Source organism: Mycolicibacterium chlorophenolicum (assembly GCF_001044235.1).
In the GTDB taxonomy this organism is placed as follows: Bacteria; Actinomycetota; Actinomycetes; order Mycobacteriales; family Mycobacteriaceae; genus Mycobacterium; species Mycobacterium chlorophenolicum.
The window spans coordinates 12,582-32,941 of record NZ_JYNL01000008.1 but is presented as its reverse complement, the minus strand read 5'-3'; the positions used below and the strand labels follow the sequence as shown (position 1 = coordinate 32,941).

Here is a 20,360-nt window from a genome sequence, read left to right as displayed (position 1 = left end):
CCTTCGGGTGGTGGCCCGTCCCACGATCGTCGGGTACTGCGACGGTGCGCAATGGCCCGTCCCATCCAGCGGTTCATCGTGCGCAAGGCGGTGACCTGGGTTGTTACGCTTAGCCGCGTGACAGAACCCGCATCGGCCGGCAAGCCCCAGCTGTCAGCGACCAGTTGGGCGCTGCTGGGGTTGCTGTCCTACGAGCAGGAACTGTCCGGCTACGACATTCGTAAGTGGATCGACTGGAGCATGCGGTTCTTCTACGGCAGCCCGGCCTACAGCCAGATCTACTCGGAGTTGAAGAAGCTCGAGAAACTCGGTTTGTTGACCTCGCGGGTGGAGAACAACGGCACCCGCTCGCGCCGGCTCTACAAGATCACGCAGAGCGGATTGGACGCGGTCACCCGGTGGGCCCGCGAGGCACCCCTGGAGCCTCCGTCGTTGAAGCACCCCGCAGTCCTGCGGATCGCGCTGGGGCACCTCAGCGACCCCGCCGCGCTCAAGGACATGCTCCAAGAGCACATCGCTTACGTCGACCAGATGCAACGCGACGCCGCCACGGAGGCGCGGTGGGCCGGCGCCGACCCCTCGTGGGCATACGCCAAGATCGCACTCGACTGGGCGGACCGCTACTACACCTCCGAGCGGGAACTGACGCTGAAGCTCATCAAGGACCTCGACGAGGCAGAAGCGAAATTCCCCAAAGTCGGTGAGGACGCCAAGATCCCGTGGCCGGACCCGACGTATTGGTATGAGATCGAAAAGCAGGTCGAAGCCGAGGACGCCGACTAGCGCGAGGTCGGGGCGGGCGGTCGTCGCGACGCGTCGAGTGCGGCGATGTAGCCGTACACCAGCCCCTGAGCAATGGTCGCGCCAGCGCCCGGATACGTGTCGCCGAAGGCGTTGGCCGCGGTGTTGCCGATGGCGTACAGCCCGTCGATGACGGTGCCGTCCTCGCGCAGTACTCGCGCGTGGTCATCGGCGCGCAGGCCACCGCATGTCCCGAGGTCGCTGAGCACCATCTTGACCGCGTAGAACGGGCCCTTGACGAGCGGACGCAGATTTGGGTTGGGCGTGACGGTGGGGTCGCCGTAGTACCGATCGTAGGCGCTGCGACCCCGTTCGAAGTCGGGATCCTGCCCTGCTGAGGCGTTTTCGTTGAACCGGGTCGCGGTGGCGCACAGATCGTCCACGGGAACGCCCATTTTCGCGGCCAGTTCGCCGAAGTCGTCGGAGCGCACGGCGATACCGGCGTCATACCAGCGCTGCGGGAGGGGCATGCGCGGGAACAGTTCGGCGGCAAAGACGTAGCTGTTGCGGTACTGCTGATCGAAGACCAACCACATCGATTCCACGGGGGTGCCGGCGCTCTCCAAGGCAAGGACACGCTGCCCGAAGCTCATGTAGTCCGATGATTCGTTGGCGAACCGCTGCCCGTGCTGGTCGACGATGAACGATCCCGGCAGAGAGCGCTCCGCCAGCAGGACCGCCGGCGCGGCTCCCGGCAGCGGCGCGACCGCAGGGAACCACCACGACTGGTCCATCAGGGCGATGTCCGCGCCGGCCTCCTGGCCGATACGGATGGCGTCCCCGGTGTTGGTGTCCGCACCCAGACTGAAATGGGCGCCAAGGCTTTCCGACTGGAACTTGTGCCGCATGTCCATGTCGTGGTCGAACCCGCCGGCGGCAAGCACCACACCGCGCCGTGCCGCCACGGTGTAGGTGTTGCCCTGGTGCTCGATGACTGCGCCGGTGATGCGATCGCCGTCTGTGGTGAGCGACGTCAGCGAGGTGTGGAGCCAGATCGGAATCCCGGCGCTGATGGCGCCGGCGAACAGTCCCGCGGCCAGAGCCTGCCCCCCCGCGGCGTACCGCCGACCAAGCAGGAGTCCGCCGATACCCTGAGCCAGACGCTTGGCGATCGTGGGAATGCCTTTGCGAGGCACGCGGCTCACCAGGTTCAGCCACCGGTAGTCCGCGCCGGTCGTCGGCATGGGGATGCTCACCTCCATGATCCCGGGGCGCAGCGCCGATCGGTACTGCCCCAGCATCGTGGTGTCCAAGGGGCGGCACTCGCACGTGCGCCCGGCCGCTGATCCACCGGGAGCCTCGGGGTGGTAGTCGGAGTACTCCTTGGCCCAGAACAGCTTCATCGGGGTCGTGCGCCGCAACATGTCGATCGTGGCAGGGAGCTGCTCCAGATATGCCGCCGACCGCGACTCCGGGGCGGAATCGCCCACCACCGCACGCAGATAGGTATCAGCGCGAGCAGAGGGATCATTGCCGCCCCCTTCGGCGATGACAGGACTGGCCGGCAACCACAACGCTCCACCGGAGCGAGCGGTAGAGCCGCCGACGACCGCTGACTTCTCGATGACGAGTGTCGAAAGTCCCTGTTCGCACGCCGCCAGCGCGGCTGCCAGGCCCGTGCCCGATCCGACGACCAACAGGTCGACCTCGGTGTCGGAGACGGTCAATCCGGCGGGGATCGTCTGGTGGCTGGAGGCGGTCACGGGGCGACGATAAGCGCAGTAGGGCCGGCGCGGATTCCGGTGTCCTGGTGAGCGGAACGCCCACCTGCCATCCGACCCGTCGCGCGATTGGATGGACACAGCCTCACCCCGCACGGATCGAAGGACGGACCTCACGATGACCACTCACGCTGACGCCGACGACATCCGGTTGATCGAGACCGGATCGGCTCCGACGAGATTCGCACGGGGATGGCATTGCCTGGGTCTGATCCGGGACTTCGTCGACGGCACACCGCACCAGATCAACGCCTTCGGGCAGAAGCTGGTGGTCTTCGCCGGCGAAGACGGCTCCGTCAACGTTCTCGACGGCTACTGCCGGCACATGGGCGGCGACCTTTCCCAGGGAACGATCAAGGGCAACGAGATCGCCTGCCCCTTCCACGACTGGCGCTGGGGAGGGGACGGCCGCTGCAAGTCGGTGCCCTACAGCAAGCGCACTCCGCGATTGGCCCGCACGGCGTCCTGGCCCACGCTGCAGCAAGACGGAATGCTGTTCGTGTGGAACGATCCCGAGCGCAAGGCGCCACCCGAGGACGTCACCATTCCCCGCATCGAGGGCGCCACCAGCGAGTCCTGGACCGACTGGCACTGGTACAGCACGGTCGTGCACACCAACTGCCGCGAAGTCATCGACAACGTCGTCGACATGGCGCACTTCTTCTACATTCACGGTTCGCTGCCCACTCACTTCAAGAACATCTTCGAAGGCCATGTCGCCACCCAGTACATGAAGAGCGGTGGCCGCCCCGACCTCGGTGATCCCGAGGGCTCCAGGATCTTGGGGACCACGTCGTTGGCGTCCTACCACGGACCGTCCTTCATGATCGATGACCTGACCTACCATTATCCCGAGTTCGATCAGCGCACCGTCCTGATCAACTGCCACTACCCGATTGACGCGAATTCCTTTGTGCTGCAGTACGGGATCATGGTCGAGAAGAACGCATTCATGCCCGACGACCTCGCGTTGCAGACGGCGATCGCGCTCGGTGATTTCGTGAAGATGGGTTTCGAGCAGGATGTGGAGATCTGGCGCAACAAGACCCGGATCGACAATCCGCTGCTGGTCGAGGAGGACGGTCCGGTCTATCAGCTGCGTCGTTGGTACGAGCAGTTCTACGTCGACGTCGCCGAGGTGACACCGGACATGGTGGACCGCTTCGAATTCGAACTCGACACCACCCGACCCAACGAAGCGTGGATGAGAGAGGTCGAGGCCAACATTGCCGCCCGTGCGGCCGCGACGTCCGCGACAGCCGGATGACCGTCCGCCCCGACGTCCGGCTGGCCGACGCTCCGATGACACCGGTGGTGTGTCAGCAGTGCGGTGCGTGCGTGGAGGCCCGCAAGAGCAGTTGGAATCAGACCAGTGTCCAGTGGACCAGCGCCGCGATGAGCCGCTGCGTGGAACGTCGTACGGCGGCACAGGTGGACAATCCCCACGGAACCCCCGTGTTCTTGGCGTGCTCGGCCCTGGCCGAGGCGATTCGGCGGGATGCCGTGAGCGGAACGCTCGCGATCGTCGATGACTGCGTGCACGTCAACGGCGTCTGATGCCGGGAAGCGCTCAGCCGTCGAAGATCTCGAGCGGTCCGACATGAGCCCGGTTCATCTTGATCCGCTCCGTGAGGCACCATTGTCCGGCTGAGCCGCGACGCCACCTGTCGCGATAGTCACCGAGTGTGTAGAAGCGCGTCGACGGGTCGGCGATCGCATTCAGATGAACGTCTCGGATATAGGCGCGACTGACCGCGAGGTCTCCGGTCACGTCGATGACGACGTTGCCCAGGAGATGTTGAGTCGGGCCGCAGGCATGGAGGAATCGACGGATCAGATCCACGATCGCGGCAGAGCCGGTCACCAGCCCCGTACCGAAATCTCCCTGAGCCTGGTCGTCGAGGACATCCGCCATTGCGGCCCAATCACGGTCGTCCATCGCCCGGGCGAAGACGATGAGTGCGCGTTCGACCGCGCGCTCGTCGAGCAACACCTGCAGCTCGTCAGGCATGCGCGCCGCCGTCGACGCGGATCTCGGTTCCGGTGACGAAGGCCCCGTCGTCCGAAGCCACCATGGCGATGACCGAGGCGACGGCGCTGGCGTCGCCCAGGATGGCGTTGTCGGTGCCGTGTAGCAGCGGGGTTTGCTTGGCCCACAGACCGATGTCGTAGCCGTCGGGCATCTTGTCCAGGGTGCTGTTGGCCAACGCCGTCGAGACCCCGCCGGGCTGAATGTTGACCGCGCGCAGTCCCTGCTTGGAGTACTCCAGTGCCAGCGAGTGCGTGAAGCTGAGAATGCCACCCTTGCTCGCCGCGTAGGCCGCCATGTACGGATGAGCGAACGTGGCTGCGGTGGAGGTGAAGTTCACCACCACGCCACGGCCGGAGGCCAGCAGTGCCGGCAACGCCTGGCGGGTCATCAGGAAGGTGCCGGTCAGATTGACCGCCAGCGTGCGGTTCCAGTCGGCCAGGGTTGTCTCGTGGGTGTGCGAGCACGTCTGCATCGCCGCGACGTTCACGAGGACGTCGAGCCCGCCCAGGTCGGCCACCGCGGTGTCGACGGCGGCGATGACGTCGTCTTCGACGGCGATGTCGAGCACCCCGGTGGTCAACTGCTTGTCCGTGCCGGCCTGGGCGGCGGCGGCCGCCGTGGCGGCCAAGCCGTCGGCCGAGATGTCGAACGCCACGACTGTGGCGCCCTCGTCGAGCAGCCGTGCCGTGGTGGCCGCCCCGATGCCCGAGCCGGCACCGGTGACGATGACGCGCCGATCGGTGAAACGATCCATGACAGTGCGCCTTTCGCTCAGGCCGGCTGGAACGCGCTCAGCGGGGCCGCTTCGGGATAGGAGGTGGGTCCGCCCAGGTCGTAGGCGGCGTTGAGCGCACCGATGAACGCGGGGTCGTGCAGCGGGTTACTGGGAATGTCCAATGCGACACCCTGCTCGGCCAGGTTGTCCACCAGCATGTCGATCGCCTTGTCGATGGTCAGGTCGTCGGAGCCGTCCATGTTCTTCTTGAGTTCGTCGTAGTCGGAGAACACCTCGGCCGACCAGTGCACCAAGAACCTCAGCTCGTCGGTGCGGTGGCGTGCGATCACGTCATCGCCGTTCTTGAGCAGCCATGAATCGCGGTCGGTGGGATCTCCGGTGAACACGGTGTCGAACGCGAGTCCGGCCGGAACTTGTTGCTCCAGTGGGCCGTTGGCCTCGCCACGGTGCACCATCATCTCGTTCTGCACCACCACGCCGCGGTTGTTGATCGGCGGAAGCACGCGTGCGGGCGGCTTCAGCGGACCGTCGGGCCAATAGGTGAACCCGGACCCCTCATCGAGGGAGAACCAGGTGATGACCTGCGCCATCTTGATCAGGTAGTCGGTGAAGAGGCCCGACTTGCCCATCACGCTGCAGAGCCACGTGGGGGCGTTCTCATGGCGGACGCCGCGAAAGCTCGGCGAGTCCAGGTGCCCCGGATCGCGGTTGGCGCAGGGGCCGTTGATGTTGAACAACATCAGTTCCGGCTTGGCGTACTCGGCACTCCAGTACCGCTTGGCGTGCTCGAGGAACTCAGTGTTGTAGAAGCAGTCGTGCAGTTCGGGATAGAGCACGGCACCGTAGTTGGCGAGATAGCCGCGGAAGGTGGGGGTGAGGAACAGATCCAGCGACGGCTCGAAGCCTTCGGGGAAAGCGCCACTCATGGTGGCCATCAGTTCGTCTGCCGACGCGAAGTGCTGGGCGATGATGAGCTTCCACGGCCCCTGGGTCCGCACGACGTCGAAGAGGCGTTCGCGTTGGTCGGCGGTGTAGACGTCGGTGACCTCGCGCGGCGGCGCGACCGGCCGAAGCACATTGGACAGTTCGAGGCGTCGCTCGTCAGTCAGCATGGTGTTCTCCTTGGGTGATGTGCTCATCGATTGTGGGCGGCGCCACGGCCGGCGATGTGGTGGACGTCCGGTGATCGGGACATGCCGCGAAATCGACAGCGTGAGTGAACTTTGCGCGCAGGAGCGCACCGATCTCGGCCATGGCCAACCGCCCGCGGGCGGTGGCGTCCGAGCGCATCAGGAAACCGTGATACATGCCGGGGTAGCGGGTCAGGGTGGTCTGCACCCCGGCATCGCGCAGGCGGCCGGCGTACCGTTCTCCCCAATCGCGGATGGGGTCGCACTCGGCGGTGACGATGATCGCCGGCGGCAGGCCGCTCACATCGGTGGCGTGAGCCGGAACCTGGTAGGGGGAGTGCGGGGTGGCGCCGCGGTCGACGGTCTCGTGCATGAACACGATGTCGTCGTGGGCCAGCATCGGCGCATCGGGCATGGCGGTGATCGACCGGGCGCCCATGTCGCGGTCCAGGCCGGGATAGAGCAGGACCTGCACCGCGATGGCGGGTCCGCTGTGGTCGCGCGCGGCCAGGGCCACCGCAGCGGCCAGGGATCCGCCCGCACTGTCGCCGACGACCGCGAGCCGCTCGGCGTCGAGGTCCAGCTGGTCGGCATGGGCAGCAACCCATTCGGTGGCCGCCCAGGCGTCATCGAACTGCGCCGGTGGCGGGGATTCAGGAGCCAATCGGTAGTCCACGGCGGCGACTGCCGCGCCACTGGCCTGAGCCAACTCCCGTGCGAGAGGCTCGAACGAGTGATTCGATCCCATCACCAGCCCACCGCCGTGGAAGTACACGAGTGCCGGGGACTGCGCCGCGGTGGTGGGTCGGTACAACCGCACCGGTATGGGACGCCCTGCCGGGCCGGGTGCGATGAGGTCCTCGATGCGCGCCATGGTCGGCATGGGCGGATGGGGCGCGGATTCGACGTCCGACCGTACGGCACTGAGCCCACGGGCGCGCATCGGCGTCGGCGCGCCGAAGGAGGCGACCCGCGCGGCGGCATCGGGATCCAGTCGTGGGGAGCGCATCTCAGTTCTGCGCGGGGTCGAAGCGACGTGCGGTTCGCAGCCGGGGAGCTTCCTGGTTGGTCAGGACACGGGCGCGTTCGGTCATCGCCGAGCCGACGTAGTCGGGTTGGGTGAGGAGATAGAACCGCTCCTGAGCGGCCTGGTCGAACACCACTTCGGCGGCGGCCAGGGGGTCCATGGCGGCGGCCTTGATGTCGAGCATGGCGGCGCGTTGCGATTCGGCGGCGCCGGTGTCGCCGACGTCGACACCGCCTGCGGACTCGAAGATGTTCGACACCACTGCGCCGGGTAACACCGCCTGCACGTGAATTCGGTCGGCGTGCCCCGCGGCCTGGACCTCGAGGTGCAAGCACTCGGTGAGCGCGAGGACCGCATGTTTGCTCATGATGTAGGGCGCCTGCAGTGGCACGACAGCGACCCCGCCGATCGAGGACAGGTTCCACACCCACGCCGGCGTGTCGGCGGCCATCATGTGCGGAAGGAACGCCCGGATGCCGTGGAAGACGCCGTTGATGTTCACCTCGACGACGCGTCGCCAATTGTCGACGGGGGTGTCCCACAGGTAACCGAACTGCTCGACGCCGGCGTTGTTGACCAGCAGGCGCACCGGCCCCAGATCGCCGTGTACCTCGTCGGCGAGCGCCTGCACTGCTTCGGCGTCGCGGACGTCGCAGACCTTGTCGATCGCCGAGCCTCCGGCGGACCGCAGTTCGTCGCGCAGCGCCGCGACGGCGTTGGCGTCGATGTCGACGAGGACAACAGTCATACCGAGCCGGCTGGCATGGCGGGCCAGGCCCGCGCCGATCCCTGCACCGGCGCCGGTGATGACGGCGACGCCGCCGCCGAACACTTGGCGGGCGTTCACGCGGGCTGCGTGCTCGCCGACGTCGCCTTGGCGGCGTGTTCGGCGAAGGGGATCGAGTCGTCGGCGTCGAGCATCACGGTCATCGAGGTGAACACCAGACCGTCTCCCGTCCGGCGGATGCCGACATCTGCGACGCCGCTGGAGACGGCGAAGGGAACGTTGTTGGTGATCTGGTTGACGAACATGTTGAAGCGGACACGGGTGGTGTCACCGTCGGTGGCGGTACGAAAGATGTTGGTGGCGTGGTGCCGACACGGGTAGGGATTCTCGTTGCGGTGTTCGATGAGCCAGGCGAGGGTTTCTGCGCCGCCGTGTAGTTCGGCGGCCAGCAGGTGCTCGAACGGACAGTTCCCGGACAGCGACCGGCTCAGGTACTGCATGTCCTCGCCGATTCGGGAACGCAGCTCGTCGAAGTGTCCTTCGTCGTAGTGGTACCAGAAGCCGGCGATGAATTCCTGGACCTCAGGCAGCGTGATCTCGGTGCTCATGACAGGTCAGTCAAACCGACCCTGAAGCAACGCCGAGCTGACCTGACCGGTGAGCGGGACGTTGATGCGAGCACAGCAGTCGTACCGGAGAAGTCATCGATGACAGCAGGCGAGTGTGTCCGGTGATCGGGACGAGGTGTGGCGTAGGCCACACCCGGTCGGCACGCTCTGGCTGTCTCACAACTCACTCCCAGGAAGGTCATCCTCATGAAGGCAGCGCCGTCACACACGCGGTACTCCGCGCGACCACCGACCGTCGGCTATCAGCCGGTGCACCGCACCCAGGCGCGCACAGTGGCCAAGGGAGTCGGTGTCGCAGCCGGATTCGCCGCATCGACGTGGATGATGACGTCGCTGGCCACCGGAGTGGCGTCCGCCGACGATGGTGAGTCCTCTTCTTCGGCGAGCCGATCGACGACCTCACAGAGTGTCTCCGGTGCTACAGCGCGATCGGCTGATGACACGAAGGGCCCGTCCCGCGTGGCGAAAGCGAGGGAAGCCCGTCAGCAGAGCACGAGTGAAGCCGTCCGCCCACGCGGATCGCGCGAGGACCGGCAAGCGCTGCGATCCGCCAAGGACTCAGCGGCTTCCGAGGCGGTGTCCGGGGTGAAGAACGACGCCACTACGTCTCGCGCCACTACGGTGCGGCGGAGCCTTGCTCTCGCGCCGAAGCGCGAGAGCAAGACGGTGGAAACTCCGCCGGTTGGCCAACATCCCAAGCCTCTGGCCGGTGTGGTGACCTTCCTGCAGCGCAACGTCTTCAATGCGGCACCGGTCGTCACCGACGTGCAGATCAACCGTCAGGGCGTCAACGGGACCATCACCGGTGACATCGACGCCCGCGATCCCGACGAGCTCGGACAGCGGGTACAGATCCGGTCGACAGTTCGGGCGGGCGCGCCGACGCCCGCCCCGTGCGGATGTGAGGAGGTCCCGGGCCTCATCGGCTTCGGATACACCAACCCGGCTGTCATCGGAGGTGGAGTAGGAGACAACTGGAACGCTCCCGCCGCCGTCGACAGCACAACCGTCTACCTGAATCCTGACTACTCGCTGGCGTATTACGCAGGTAAGGAAACCGGAACGGTCACCATCGACGGCCTCGGCGCCGGCGACGTCGTGCTCGACTTCGTCGGCAACCTGTCTGCTGACGGAGCGAGCGAGAAGTCCGTTGCGACACTGAATTCCGACCTCGGGACGGGCGATCTGAAGGGTGTCGAGGGGACGGTGATCAGCGAGAGCGCGCTCAACGCAGACGGCACGGCACTCGGGGTACTCACCGGCGAGGTCGTGCGTCCGGAGGTCCGCTACATCGTGGTGCGCAAGCCGCGCAACGGCACCGTCACCATCGACGAGATCACGGGCACCTTCTCCTATCGGGCCGATCCGGCGTTCCTGGCCGCGGGTGGCGGAGCCGACACATTCACGGTGCTCGTCACCGACAACCGGTTCAGTCTCGCCAACCTGTTCAAGCGTTACAACGGGGACCCCGTACAGACCGTCATGCTCACCGTAGTCTGAGGTTCTTGCCGATCGGGGGGCGCTGGGTCATCGCGACCGAGCGCCCCCTCGCCGGTGAATCACATTCGGCCGGTGATCATCTCCCACAGTCCTGAACGTCCGCCCGCGCTGGCCTGAGCCGCAACCTGCATGTCCCAGAAGCGCGCGGAGCCGAAGTCGGATCGCCACGCCAGCGCGCCACGCGTGTACTCGTGCAGGCGGTGCTCGATCGTGGTTCCCATCGCACCGTGCACCTGATGGGCGTTGCGCGTCACCACCAGCGATGCTTGTCCCCCGCATGAGCGCGCAACAGCGATCTGGAAATCGAGGCACGCTGCGCGCCAATCGCTGTCGATCGCCGTGTTCACCGCCGCCTCGGTGGCGATGCGAGCCAGTGCAGCCTCGGCGGCGGCGTCGGCGATGAGATTCTGGATGGCCTGGAACTTCGCGAGCGGCCGGCCGAACTGAACCCGCGATGCCGCGTGCTCGATGGACAGAGCCACTGCTTGATCGAGCGCTGCGCACACCTGCAGGGCTCGTACCATCGCCGATTTACGGCCCACGATGGTGACCAGTTCCGGAGGCACCCGGACCCCGCCCAGCGTCGACACATCCACGGTCACGTGATCGCGCGGCTCCCCGATCATGTTGGTGCCGTGCGTGATCTGTACATCGGCGGTGTCGACCTGGGCCAGCCGATGCCCGTCGTCTCCGTGCCACAGCACGGCCAGACGGTCCACCTCACCAGCCCACGGCGTGGGGCCCGTGGACTCACCCGGCGCCAGCTGACACAGAGTGTGCAGCATGTGCTCGGCCGGCCCGGACACCTGGTCGATCAGCCAGCAGGCCAGGAGATCGTGCTCAGCCCAAGGAAGATGAACGCCGTGGCGGACGGTCGCGGCTATCAGCTCCGCGGCCTCGGCCCAGCCTGCGCCACTCCCGCCGTCGCATTCGGCGCCGGTCAGGCGTACCAGTCCCAGTGAGTCGAGCCGCTGCCAGAGGTCGCGGTCGCAGCGTCTGCGTTGACCGGCGGCGACGGTCGCAGCGGAGTTGCGGTACTCGGCGAGGACGCCGTCGATCATGGTAGCGAGTTCGGGATCGACTGCAGACGAAATCTGTTCTACCGCAGTGCTGTTCATCGCAACCCCAATCCGCGCGCGATCACGCCGCGCATCACTTCATTGGTCCCGCCGCGCAAGGTGAAGCCGGGGCGTTGGTCGACGGCGTCGACCACCAACTCTTCCCACGGCCGGTCGGGTGGCGCGTCGTCTCCGTAGGCGTATGCGGCGAAGTCGGCGATATCACCCTCGGTGGTGGTGCCGAGGACCTTGACCACCGCCGCCGGGACGTCGGCGTTCTCGCCCCGCTGCAACGCGTCGCCGACGGCGGTGGACATGTGGTGCAGCGCGCTGATGCGTGCCACGAGCTGCCCCCACGCGGCGTCGGTAGCTACCGGCGCTCCGACGGGGGAGTCGATGGCCGCGGCGAGAAGGGGGAACGTGGAGAGAAACCGTTCCGGCCCGCTGCGCTCGAAGCTGAGCTCCGAGGTGACCTGTTCCCAACCGCCGCCGATCCGGCCGAACACCCGGGATTCGGGGACGAAGACCCCATCGAGGATGACCTCGTTGAAGTGGTGATTGCCGTTCATCGACACGATCGGACGGACCTCGACTCCGGGACTGCGGAGGTCGACGATGAACTGGCTGAGGCCGGCGTGGCGATGCGCCGGGTCCACCGGCGCCGTGCGTGCCAGCACGATGAAGGCATGGGCGTGGTGCGCTCCGGAGGTCCATACCTTGGTACCGGTGAGCGACCAGCCATTGTCAGCCGGCACGGCACGGGTGCGGACGCTGGCCAGATCCGATCCCGAGTCCGGCTCGCTCATCCCGATGGCGAAGAAACACTCGCCCGCCACGATCCGCGGCAGGAAGTGGGACTTCTGTTCCTCGGTACCGTATTTGAGCAGAGACGGCACGATCTGACGATCGGCGATCCAGTGCGCGGCCACCGGTGCACCGGCGGCCAGCAGCTCCTCGGTGACGACGAAGCGCTCACCGAAGGTCCGGCCGTGCCCACCGTAGCGCTGGGGCACCGTCATCCCCAGCCAGCCACGGCGCGCCAGAGCCGTGGTGAACGCTTCATCCCAACCACACAGCCACGAGTCCACCGACGGCGTGAACGCACCGGCGGCGAGCTGCTCGGCCAGGAAGGCGCGGACCTCGGCGCGCAACCCCTCGGTCATGAGGTCCTCCACCGAGCGATGCGCTGTTCGTGCTCGGTGTCGTGGTGGGCCAACGGCTGCATCGCCGCGGCCATGGCCAGGGTGGATTCCAGCGAACCGCTCACCGATTCCTGCAGCAGCCGTTTGGCCATTCGCAGGGCGTGTGGCGGGTTGACGGCGATCCGATCGGCCAATGCCCTTGCTTCCGAGAGCAGTTCGTCGTGCGCGGCGACGCGGCTGACCAAGCCCCACTCCAGGGCGGTGTCGGCGTCGATGCGTTCGCCGGTGAAGGTCAGTTCCGCGGCGCGGGCGTACCCGATGGCGCGGGGCAGAAACCAGGTGCCGCCGTCGCCGGGGATCAGGCCGAGCGTGACGAAGCTCTCGGCGAACGACGCGCGCTGCGAGGCGATGCGAATATCGCACATCATCGCCAGATCGCAGCCCGCGCCGATGGCCGCCCCATTGACCGCGGCGATCAACGGCACCTCGAGTCGACCGAGCGCGCGGGGGATGCGTTGGATGCCGTCCACGTACGCGCGGCGCTGATCGATGGGGGCGAGGCCGAACATGCCCTGCCGGTCGGCCATCTCCTTGACGTTGCCGCCGGCGGAGAAGATCTTGCCGGCGCCGGTGAGAATGACCGCACGAATGGCGTTGTCCTGGTTGACCGCATCGACGAGCGTCTCGAACCCGGCGATGACCTCGGGCCCGGTGATGGCGTTGCCGACCTCCGGAACATTGATGGTCCACACCTGCACCGGACCGTCGGTCTCGACACGCAACGGGGTGCTCATCGGCGCTCTTTCAGCTGAAGGGATTTGGTCTGCAGGTACTCTTCGAAGCCGAATCGACCGAGTTCGCGGCCGATGCCGGACTTCTTGTATCCGCCGAACGGGGCGAGCGGGTTGTAGGCGCCGCCGTTGATGTCGAGCTGCCCGGTCTGTACACCTCGAGCGAAAGCGATCGCGGTGTCGTCGTCAGCGGCCCAGACCGCCCCCGACAACCCGTAGGGGGTTGCATTGGCGATGCGCAGGGCGTCGTCGTGGTCGGTGTAGGGGATGACCGCCAGCACGGGGCCGAACACCTCTTCCTGGCCGAGTTCTGACGCGGGATCGACGTCGGCGAACACGGTGGGAGCGAGGAAGAACCCGACGTCACGCACCGGTTCGGCGCCCCCGACGAGCAGGCGTGCACCGTCGCGTTGCGCCCGCTCGATGTATCCGCGGACCGTGTCGAACTGCGACCGTGACGCCGACGGCCCGATGCGCGTCGCCGGGTCCCACGGGTCGCCCACGGTGTAGCGGCCGACGGCGCTCTCCACGAGGTCCAGCGCCTCGCTGTAGCGGGACTGCGGGACCACCATCCGCGTCCAGGCCATGCAGGTCTGTCCGCCGTTGAGGAACGCATTCCCGACGCCCACCTTGACCGCAGTCGCCAGGTCGGCCCCGTCGAGGATGACGTTGGCCGACTTGCCGCCCAGTTCCAACGCGACCTTGGTGACCGATCGGCCCGCCAGCTCGCCGACGCGGGCTCCCACTTCGGTGCTGCCGGTGAACGAGACGAAGTCGACGTCGGGGTGAGTGGCCAGGCGCTCACCGATCACCCGGCCGGGGCCGGAGACGACGTTGAGCACCCCCGGCGGCAACCCCGCGTCCTGGCAGGCCTCGACGAACTCGAACACGGACAACGGAGCGTCGTTACTGGGCTTGAGCACCACGGTGCAGCCGGCGGCGATCGCCGGAACCACCTTGGCCACAACCTGATACAGCGGATAGTTCCACGGCGTGATGGCCGCGACGACACCGTAGGGTTCGCGCAGCACCAGCGAGTTGCCGATGCGCTCTTCGAAGTCGAAGGTGTCGACGACCTCGGCGATGCCCTTGGCCACCGCCAGCGGGACCTGCGTCTGTACGGTCTGCGCGATCCGGACTGGAGCACCCATCTCGGCGGTGATCAACTCGGCGATGTCGGGCAGACGCTTCTCGAGGGCGTCGATCACCCGGTGCAGGCGCTCGCGGCGTTCGGCGACACCGATGGTGGGGTCGAAGGCCCGCCGGGCCGCCGCGACCGCGGCGTCCACATCGGCGGCGCCGCCGGCCGGCACGTGCCCGATCACCGTCTCGGTGGCCGGATCGACGACGTCGATGAGGCCGTTGTCGGCCGGTGGTACCCACTGGTCGTCGATGAAGAGCAAGGGGCGCTCGTAGGTGGGCATGGTCATCCTTCTGTGGGTGGGGGACGATGCTGGCGCGAACGTCGCGCTTCCCGTCCGCGGCGGAAAACGCGTCGTTGATGTCGGCGAGCGAGTAGCACGCCGCGGCGAGTCGATGCAGCGGCAGCTGATGCTGATGGCGTTCGAGGAATGTCAGGGCCCGCGACAGGACCGCCGGGTCGTAGAGCGACACCCCGACCATGGTCTTGTTCGAGAAGACGAACCGGGACGGATCGAAGGCGAAGGTCTGTCCGACGTTGATGTTGCCGATCTCGACGTAGCGGCCGAACTGGCCGAGCATCTGCAGACCTTCGTCGATGGCAGCCGGGTGTCCGACGACCTCGACGACCACGTCGGCGCCGTGACCGCCGGTGAGCTTGCGGACCGCCTTGGCGCGCTCCCGAGGCGCAGCGACCTCGTTGAGGTCTATCACCGTGTCCGCGCCGAACTCGGCGGCCAATTCCAGTCGTTCGGGCACGGCGTCGATGGCGATGACCTGCGCGGCACCGCGCGCCTTGGCCACGGCGATGGCGTAGAGCCCGAGTGCCCCCGCCCCCTGGACCACGACATGCTCCCCGTGCGCCATGTCGACGCGCTCGAGCCCGTACATGACCTGTGACAGAGCACAGTTGGCGCCGGCGGCGATCTCGTCGCTGACGCTGTCCGGCACGGTGTAGATCACGGCGCCCGCGGGCAGCAGGTAGTAGTCGCCATAGCCGCCCACGAAGTAGGGCGGTTCGTCGGCGCGGCCGAGCATCGCCATCGTGAGGTTCAGGCAACCGTTGCGCCGGCCGGCCAGGCAATTGCGGCAGGTGTGGCAGCTGTAGAAGTAGGGGAACACCACCCGCGTGCCGGCGGTCAGGGGCGCGCCGTTGGAATCCGAGTGCACGCCGTCGCCGAGAGCTTCGACCGCTCCGACCATCTCGTGACCCAGGACGGTGGGCAGTTGGCCTCCCAGCCCACGCGTGGCGAACGTGCCGTGCCAGGCGTGCACGTCGGACCCACATATGTTGGCGCGCAACACCCGGATCAGGACCTGTCCTGGACCGACCTCGGGCAGGGTGACAGTCTGGAGGGTGAAGGGTGAGCCGGGTTCGTCGAAACGGGCGATGCGGCCGGTGTACACGGTGGTGGGGCCTCTCAATGGTGGACGGGGTGAAGGGTGAACCGCTGCCGCAGGTCACGTTTGAGCAGTTTCCCGCTGGGGTTCTTCGGCAGGGCGTCGACGAAGAACACCTGTTTGGGCGTCTTGAAGCCGGCGAGGTGCTCGCGGCAGTGTGCCACCACGTCGTCCTCGGTCAGCTCACTGTCCGCGCGCGGGACGACCGCCGCGACGACCGCCTCCACCCACAGCGGATGCGGCAGCGCGAACACGGCTGCCTCTTGAACACCACTGTGGCGGTAGAGCACTTCCTCGACTTCGCGGCTGGCGACGTTCTCCCCGCCGGTCTTGATCATGTCCTTCTTGCGGTCCACCACGTGCAGCAGCCCGTGTTCGTCGTAGAAGCCCAGATCCCCGGAATGGAACCAGCCCCCGGAGAACGCTTGCGCCGTCTTGTCCACGTCGTCGAGGTAGCCGAGCATCAGATGCGGACTGCGGTGGGCGATCTCGCCGACGACGCCGGCCGCCACCGCAGCGTCGGTCTCGTCCAGGATCACGGTTTCGACGTTGACCACCGGGCGCCCCGCCGCCCCGGCGTGGGCGTCCTGCTCGTCAGGACCCAGCGCAGAGGCCAACGGCGCCATCTCGGTCTGACCGTAGAAGTTCCACAACCGCAGTTGCGGCAGTCGCTGGCGCATCTCGTGAAGGATCTCGGTGGGCATCGGCGATGCGCCGTAGTAGCCCTTGCGCAGGCTGGAGAGATCCACCTCGTCGAAGATCGGGCTGCGCAACAAGCTGATCCACACGGTGGGCGGTGCGAAATAGTTGGTGACGTCGTATCTTTCGATGGTGCGCAAGACCAGCTCGGGATCGGGGCGGGGAAGGATGATGCTCGTCGCCCCCAGGTAGAGGTCGGTGGCCAGGAAGTTGTCCAGCTGGGCACAGTGATAGAGCGGCAGCGAGTGCACTTCGACGTCGTCGCCGGACATCGATCCCGCCACGATGGTGCTGATGTACTGCCACATCAGGCTGCGGCTGCTGTGCATCACGCCCTTGGGGCGGGATTCGGTGCCGCTGGTGTACATGATCCGCACCAACTGGTCGTCGTCGAGTCGGCAGTCCGGTGCAGGGCTGGTGGTCGTCAGCCACGCAGAGAGATCGGGCCAACCCGCAGGCGGCGTGTGACCCGGCGGGACGAGCGCAGCGTGGGTGGTCACCACAGTGCCCAGCTTCATGGCCTGCTCGGCGGCCGGTACGAGATCGGCCTCCACGATGAATCCTCGCGCCTTGCTGTGCCCCAGGATGTAGCTGATCTCCTCGGCGGTGAGCATGAAGTTGATCGGTACCAGCACGACACCGGCGCGGGCCGTGGCGAACGTCAGTGCCGCGTACTGCCAGCAGTTGCGCGACAGCAGCGCCAACCGATCACCGGGGCCGAGTCCGTTGTCGCGCAGGGCTGCTGCGGCTCGGTCGACGTAGTGATCGAACTCGGCGAAGGACAGCACGACCTCGCCATCGATGATCGCGGTCTTGTCGGGCTGTCTGCGCGCCGAGCGACGGGGGATGTCGGCGAGGCTGTGGCCGCGGGCCCTGGCGATGACGCCTGCAAGGTCGTCGTGATGCATGAGCCGCAGCGTAGGCATGAGTCTGCGCGTCGCGGTGGTTCGTCTCCCGCTCAGTAGACAGGCCTGCACCATCGACGCGCCGCTGCTTCGATACTCGCAACCATGACCGCCACCACGGAATCATCGTCACCGGCTGCCAGCGGGACAGAGCCAGACGTTCTGCGTGCCCATCTGTTGCAGGCTGATCCCGGTGTGCTCGTGGCGGTGCTGGCGCAGATGACCGGGGACGCGACGGTGATCGACCGGTACGCCGACAGGATCTCCTACGTCCCCGATCCGCCCGAGCGGGCGGGGCGGACCGATCCGCAGACCGCGCAGGCACTGGCCGAGGAGATCATCGCTGCCGTGAATGCCGAGCGGCCGGCCGACGCCCCGGCCCCCGACGACCGTGAGTTCTTCGCCAGGCTGTTGCCGGTGGCACTGGGCGGCGAGGTCGACGACGAGCAGGTCGACCTGCTGCTCGAGCAAGGTGGTTTCCGGCCCTCGACACCGACGCTGCCGCGCAGCGTTCCGATTCCGACGACCACCAGCGTCGCGATCGTCGGCGCCGGGTTGGCCGGTATCGCGGTCGCCCTGGCTGCCGCCGAGGAAGGGGTGAACTTCACCGTCTACGACCGCAACGAGGAAGTGGGTGGCACCTGGCTGACCACCACCTACCCCGGTATCGGTGTGGACACCCCATCGGCCTACTACTCGCTCTCGCGGGAGGTCAACCCCGAGTGGTCGAACTATTACCCGCAGGGCGGGGAATACCAGAAGTATCTGGTGGCGCTGGCCGACAAGCACGGCCTGCGCGACCAGATCCGGTTCGGCACCGAGGTGGAAGCACTGCATTGGGATGAGCAGCAACATCATTGGGAGATTCACACCCGCCGCACCGATGGCACGGAATCGGTGGACCACGCACGGGTGGTGGTCACCGCAGCGGGCTACCTGAACCGCCCCCGGTTCCCGGACCTCAAGGGCCGAGACACGTTCGGTGGTGTCAGCATCCACTCGGCCCGGTGGGATCCCGATCTGGATCTGACCGGTAAGAAGGTGGCGGTCATCGGCGCGGGTTGCACGGCGGTGCAGATCGTGGATGCGTGCGTCGACGAGGTCGAACATCTGACAGTGTTCCAGCGCCAACCGCACTGGGTGGCACCGCGCAAACGGCTCTCGGACGAAGTCCCCGAACATCGCCGCCACCTCGGCCGGGTGCTGCCGTACTACGCCATGTGGCACCGCGTGAAGTCCTATTGGGGCACCGCTGACAACAATTACCCGATCATCCTGCAGGACCCGGAGTGGTCCAAGACTCACCTCTCCATCAACCCGACCAACGATGTCCTGCTGAAGATCTGTCTGGACTACATCGACCAGACTTTCGGCGCGGGAACGGAGTTGGCCCGCAAGGTGACCCCGGATTTCGCGCCCTACGGCAAGCGCATCATCCGCGACCCGGGTGGCTACTACGCTGCGTTGAACCGCGACCACGTCGACGTCGAAGCCAGCGAGCCGGCTCAGGTCAACGCCGCGGGCATCGTCACCGCCGACGGCCGCCAGATCGACCTCGACGTGATCATCTACGCGACCGGCTATCACCTGGACTTCCTGTCCACGGTGGACATCCGGGGTCGCGACGGCAAGACCCTGGCCGGGGAGTGGGGCGACAGTCCGCGCGCATACCGCGGCGGGACCGTGCCGGGGTTCCCGAATCTGTTCATCACTTCGGCGCCCAACTACAGTCCCGGGCACGGTGCCGGCGCCAACTTCTCGATGGAGGTGCTGGCGCATTACATCATCGAATGTCTGCAGTTGATGGCCCTGCGCGGAGCGGCCACGATCGAGGTCACCGAGCGTGCGTTCTCCGATTACGTGGCCGCTGTCGACGCAGCGATGCAGAACACCGTGTGGTGTCACACGCCCAATGCCCACACCTACTATCGGTCGGAGTCGGGCCGAGTCGTCGTCGCCACCCCTTTCCGGCTGGTCGACCTCTGGCAGGAACACCGCGCACCCGTCGAATCGGATTTCGTGCTGCGATGAGCGGATTACTCTCGGGCAAGACAGCTTTGGTGACCGGAAGCAGCCGTGGCATTGGGCGGGCCATCGCGCAGCGGCTGGCTGCCGAAGGTGCCACCGTCGCGGTCACGGCCCGCTCCCACCAGCCCTCACCGTCGCTGCGGGCCGGCACGAGTGAAGCGATCCCCGGCACCATCGACGAGACCATCGCACTCATCGAGGCAGCGGGTGGATCGGCGTTCGGGGTGGCTGCTGACCTCGAGGACGACGCGGCCCGGGACGGGTTGGTGCAGACGGTGGTGGACCGCGCGGGCGGCATCGACATCCTGGTCAACAACGCGGGCTTCGCTGACTACTCGGTGGTCGAACACATGCCGCGTGCCACCTTCGACCGCACCGTGGCCCACTACCTGACGACACCGTTCGCGTTGACCCAGGCGGCCATACCGCACATGCGCCGTCGGGGTGGCGGATGGATCGTCAACATCGGTTCGGTGACCGGCGTTGCGCCCGTCCGTCCCTACCGGGACTACAACAAAACGGCGGGCGACGTGATCTACGCGTCGTGCAAAGCGGCGTTGCATCGCTTCACCCAGGGCGTCGCTGCCGAGTTGCTTGACGCCAACATCGCGGTCAACTGCGTTGGTCCCTCCACGGCGGTGCGCACCCCCGGCGCGGCGCCGTTGATACCGAACAGCTTCCCCACCGAACCCGTGGAGTACCTCGCCGAGACCGTGCTGGCCATGTGTCACCTCCCCGCCGAAGCACGGACGGGGTTGGTGGCCTTCAGTCTGCACTACCCGTGGTCACAGAACCTGAAGGTGCACTCCCTGGACGGACGCACGGTGCTGGAGCCCTTGGAGCCTCCGGCGGCGGCGAATCCGAACATCCTGCCCGCCGGCGTCTGAGAAACT

The 20,360-nt window shown here is 66.9% G+C and carries 18 protein-coding genes and 1 pseudogene; 6 read left to right on the top strand and 13 right to left on the bottom strand.

All coding sequences use genetic code 11. The features are described from left to right. Nucleotides 1–117: 117 nt before the first annotated feature. Nucleotides 118–783, top strand: coding sequence for a helix-turn-helix transcriptional regulator (locus MCHLDSM_RS03290; protein WP_048468983.1), 666 nt, complete (start codon nucleotides 118–120; stop codon nucleotides 781–783). On the opposite strand, the gene MCHLDSM_RS03285 is transcribed toward MCHLDSM_RS03290, so the two are convergent. Then, entirely contained in the window at nucleotides 780–2,504 is a 1,725-nt protein-coding gene (locus tag MCHLDSM_RS03285; protein ID WP_048468860.1) for a 3-ketosteroid-delta-1-dehydrogenase, read from the bottom strand. The two genes, MCHLDSM_RS03290 and MCHLDSM_RS03285, sit on opposite strands and share 4 nt — an antisense overlap. Nucleotides 2,505–2,640: 136 nt before the next feature. On the opposite strand from MCHLDSM_RS03285, the gene MCHLDSM_RS03280 reads away from it, so the two are divergent. Both MCHLDSM_RS03280 and MCHLDSM_RS03275 read left to right on the top strand, forming a co-directional pair. Continuing rightward, nucleotides 2,641–3,789: a 3-ketosteroid-9-alpha-monooxygenase, oxygenase component gene (locus tag MCHLDSM_RS03280; RefSeq protein ID WP_048468859.1), complete on the top strand. Its 1,149-nt coding sequence runs from the start codon at nucleotides 2,641–2,643 to the stop codon at nucleotides 3,787–3,789. Next, on the top strand, nucleotides 3,786–4,079 hold the full coding sequence (locus tag MCHLDSM_RS03275) for a hypothetical protein (RefSeq protein WP_048468858.1): 294 nt from the start codon (nucleotides 3,786–3,788) through the stop codon (nucleotides 4,077–4,079). The genes MCHLDSM_RS03280 and MCHLDSM_RS03275 overlap by 4 nt, the downstream gene beginning before the upstream one ends. A 13-nt stretch (nucleotides 4,080–4,092) precedes the next feature. On the opposite strand, the gene MCHLDSM_RS03270 is transcribed toward MCHLDSM_RS03275, so the two are convergent. From MCHLDSM_RS03270 to MCHLDSM_RS03245, 6 genes are read right to left on the bottom strand one after another with little or no spacing between them, the layout of a single operon-like run. Then, on the bottom strand, nucleotides 4,093–4,533 hold the full coding sequence (locus MCHLDSM_RS03270) for a nuclear transport factor 2 family protein (RefSeq protein ID WP_048468857.1): 441 nt from the start codon (nucleotides 4,531–4,533) through the stop codon (nucleotides 4,093–4,095). After that, nucleotides 4,526–5,308, bottom strand: coding sequence for an SDR family NAD(P)-dependent oxidoreductase (locus MCHLDSM_RS03265; protein ID WP_048468856.1), 783 nt, complete (start codon nucleotides 5,306–5,308; stop codon nucleotides 4,526–4,528). The genes MCHLDSM_RS03270 and MCHLDSM_RS03265 overlap by 8 nt, the downstream gene beginning before the upstream one ends. A gap of 17 nt (nucleotides 5,309–5,325) precedes the next feature. Further along, on the bottom strand, nucleotides 5,326–6,402 hold the full coding sequence (locus MCHLDSM_RS03260) for a hypothetical protein (RefSeq protein WP_048468855.1): 1,077 nt from the start codon (nucleotides 6,400–6,402) through the stop codon (nucleotides 5,326–5,328). Then, the gene (locus MCHLDSM_RS03255) at nucleotides 6,392–7,429 is read right to left on the bottom strand and encodes an alpha/beta hydrolase (RefSeq protein WP_048468854.1); all 1,038 of its coding nucleotides are present in this window, start codon (nucleotides 7,427–7,429) and stop codon (nucleotides 6,392–6,394) included. Before MCHLDSM_RS03255 ends, MCHLDSM_RS03260 begins: the two co-directional genes overlap by 11 nt. Before the next feature lies 1 nt (nucleotide 7,430). Continuing rightward, nucleotides 7,431–8,294, bottom strand: a complete 864-nt coding sequence (locus tag MCHLDSM_RS03250; RefSeq protein ID WP_048468853.1) for an SDR family NAD(P)-dependent oxidoreductase — start codon at nucleotides 8,292–8,294, stop codon at nucleotides 7,431–7,433. Next, the gene (locus MCHLDSM_RS03245) at nucleotides 8,291–8,782 is read right to left on the bottom strand and encodes a nuclear transport factor 2 family protein (RefSeq protein WP_048468852.1); all 492 of its coding nucleotides are present in this window, start codon (nucleotides 8,780–8,782) and stop codon (nucleotides 8,291–8,293) included. The genes MCHLDSM_RS03250 and MCHLDSM_RS03245 overlap by 4 nt, the downstream gene beginning before the upstream one ends. A 687-nt stretch (nucleotides 8,783–9,469) precedes the next feature. Here MCHLDSM_RS03245 and MCHLDSM_RS38335 point away from each other — a divergent pair. Next, complete coding sequence (locus MCHLDSM_RS38335) at nucleotides 9,470–10,303, top strand: hypothetical protein (RefSeq protein ID WP_156455020.1); 834 nt, start codon at nucleotides 9,470–9,472, stop codon at nucleotides 10,301–10,303. A 59-nt stretch (nucleotides 10,304–10,362) separates the two neighbouring features. On the opposite strand, the gene MCHLDSM_RS03235 is transcribed toward MCHLDSM_RS38335, so the two are convergent. The 6 genes and pseudogenes from MCHLDSM_RS03235 to MCHLDSM_RS03205 all read right to left on the bottom strand — a co-directional run bounded on the left by MCHLDSM_RS03235 (nucleotide 10,363) and on the right by MCHLDSM_RS03205 (nucleotide 17,442). Next, nucleotides 10,363–11,364, bottom strand: coding sequence for an acyl-CoA dehydrogenase family protein (locus MCHLDSM_RS03235; RefSeq protein WP_048468850.1), 1,002 nt, complete (start codon nucleotides 11,362–11,364; stop codon nucleotides 10,363–10,365). 53 nt (nucleotides 11,365–11,417) lie between these two features. Beyond that, the gene (locus MCHLDSM_RS03230) at nucleotides 11,418–12,524 is read right to left on the bottom strand and encodes an acyl-CoA dehydrogenase family protein (protein ID WP_048468982.1); all 1,107 of its coding nucleotides are present in this window, start codon (nucleotides 12,522–12,524) and stop codon (nucleotides 11,418–11,420) included. Continuing rightward, nucleotides 12,521–13,297, bottom strand: a complete 777-nt coding sequence (locus MCHLDSM_RS03225) for a crotonase/enoyl-CoA hydratase family protein (protein WP_048468849.1) — start codon at nucleotides 13,295–13,297, stop codon at nucleotides 12,521–12,523. The genes MCHLDSM_RS03230 and MCHLDSM_RS03225 overlap by 4 nt, the downstream gene beginning before the upstream one ends. Further along, nucleotides 13,294–14,718 carry an aldehyde dehydrogenase family protein gene (locus MCHLDSM_RS03220; RefSeq protein ID WP_407661892.1) on the bottom strand — a complete coding sequence of 475 codons (1,425 nt, stop codon included), beginning with the start codon at nucleotides 14,716–14,718 and terminating at the stop codon, nucleotides 13,294–13,296. The genes MCHLDSM_RS03225 and MCHLDSM_RS03220 overlap by 4 nt, the downstream gene beginning before the upstream one ends. Nucleotides 14,719–14,737: 19 nt before the next feature. Continuing rightward, a pseudogene (locus MCHLDSM_RS35595) lies at nucleotides 14,738–15,841 on the bottom strand (zinc-binding dehydrogenase); the annotation flags it as partial. Between the two features lie 14 nt (nucleotides 15,842–15,855). Further along, nucleotides 15,856–17,442, bottom strand: coding sequence for an acyl-CoA synthetase (locus tag MCHLDSM_RS03205; RefSeq protein ID WP_048468845.1), 1,587 nt, complete (start codon nucleotides 17,440–17,442; stop codon nucleotides 15,856–15,858). Between the two features lie 102 nt (nucleotides 17,443–17,544). On the opposite strand from MCHLDSM_RS03205, the gene MCHLDSM_RS03200 reads away from it, so the two are divergent. Continuing rightward, complete coding sequence (locus MCHLDSM_RS03200; RefSeq protein WP_048468844.1) at nucleotides 17,545–19,470, top strand: flavin-containing monooxygenase; 1,926 nt, start codon at nucleotides 17,545–17,547, stop codon at nucleotides 19,468–19,470. Next, nucleotides 19,467–20,354, top strand: a complete 888-nt coding sequence (locus tag MCHLDSM_RS03195) for an SDR family NAD(P)-dependent oxidoreductase (RefSeq protein WP_048468843.1) — start codon at nucleotides 19,467–19,469, stop codon at nucleotides 20,352–20,354. Before MCHLDSM_RS03200 ends, MCHLDSM_RS03195 begins: the two co-directional genes overlap by 4 nt. The last annotated feature ends 6 nt before the right edge of the window (nucleotides 20,355–20,360 follow it).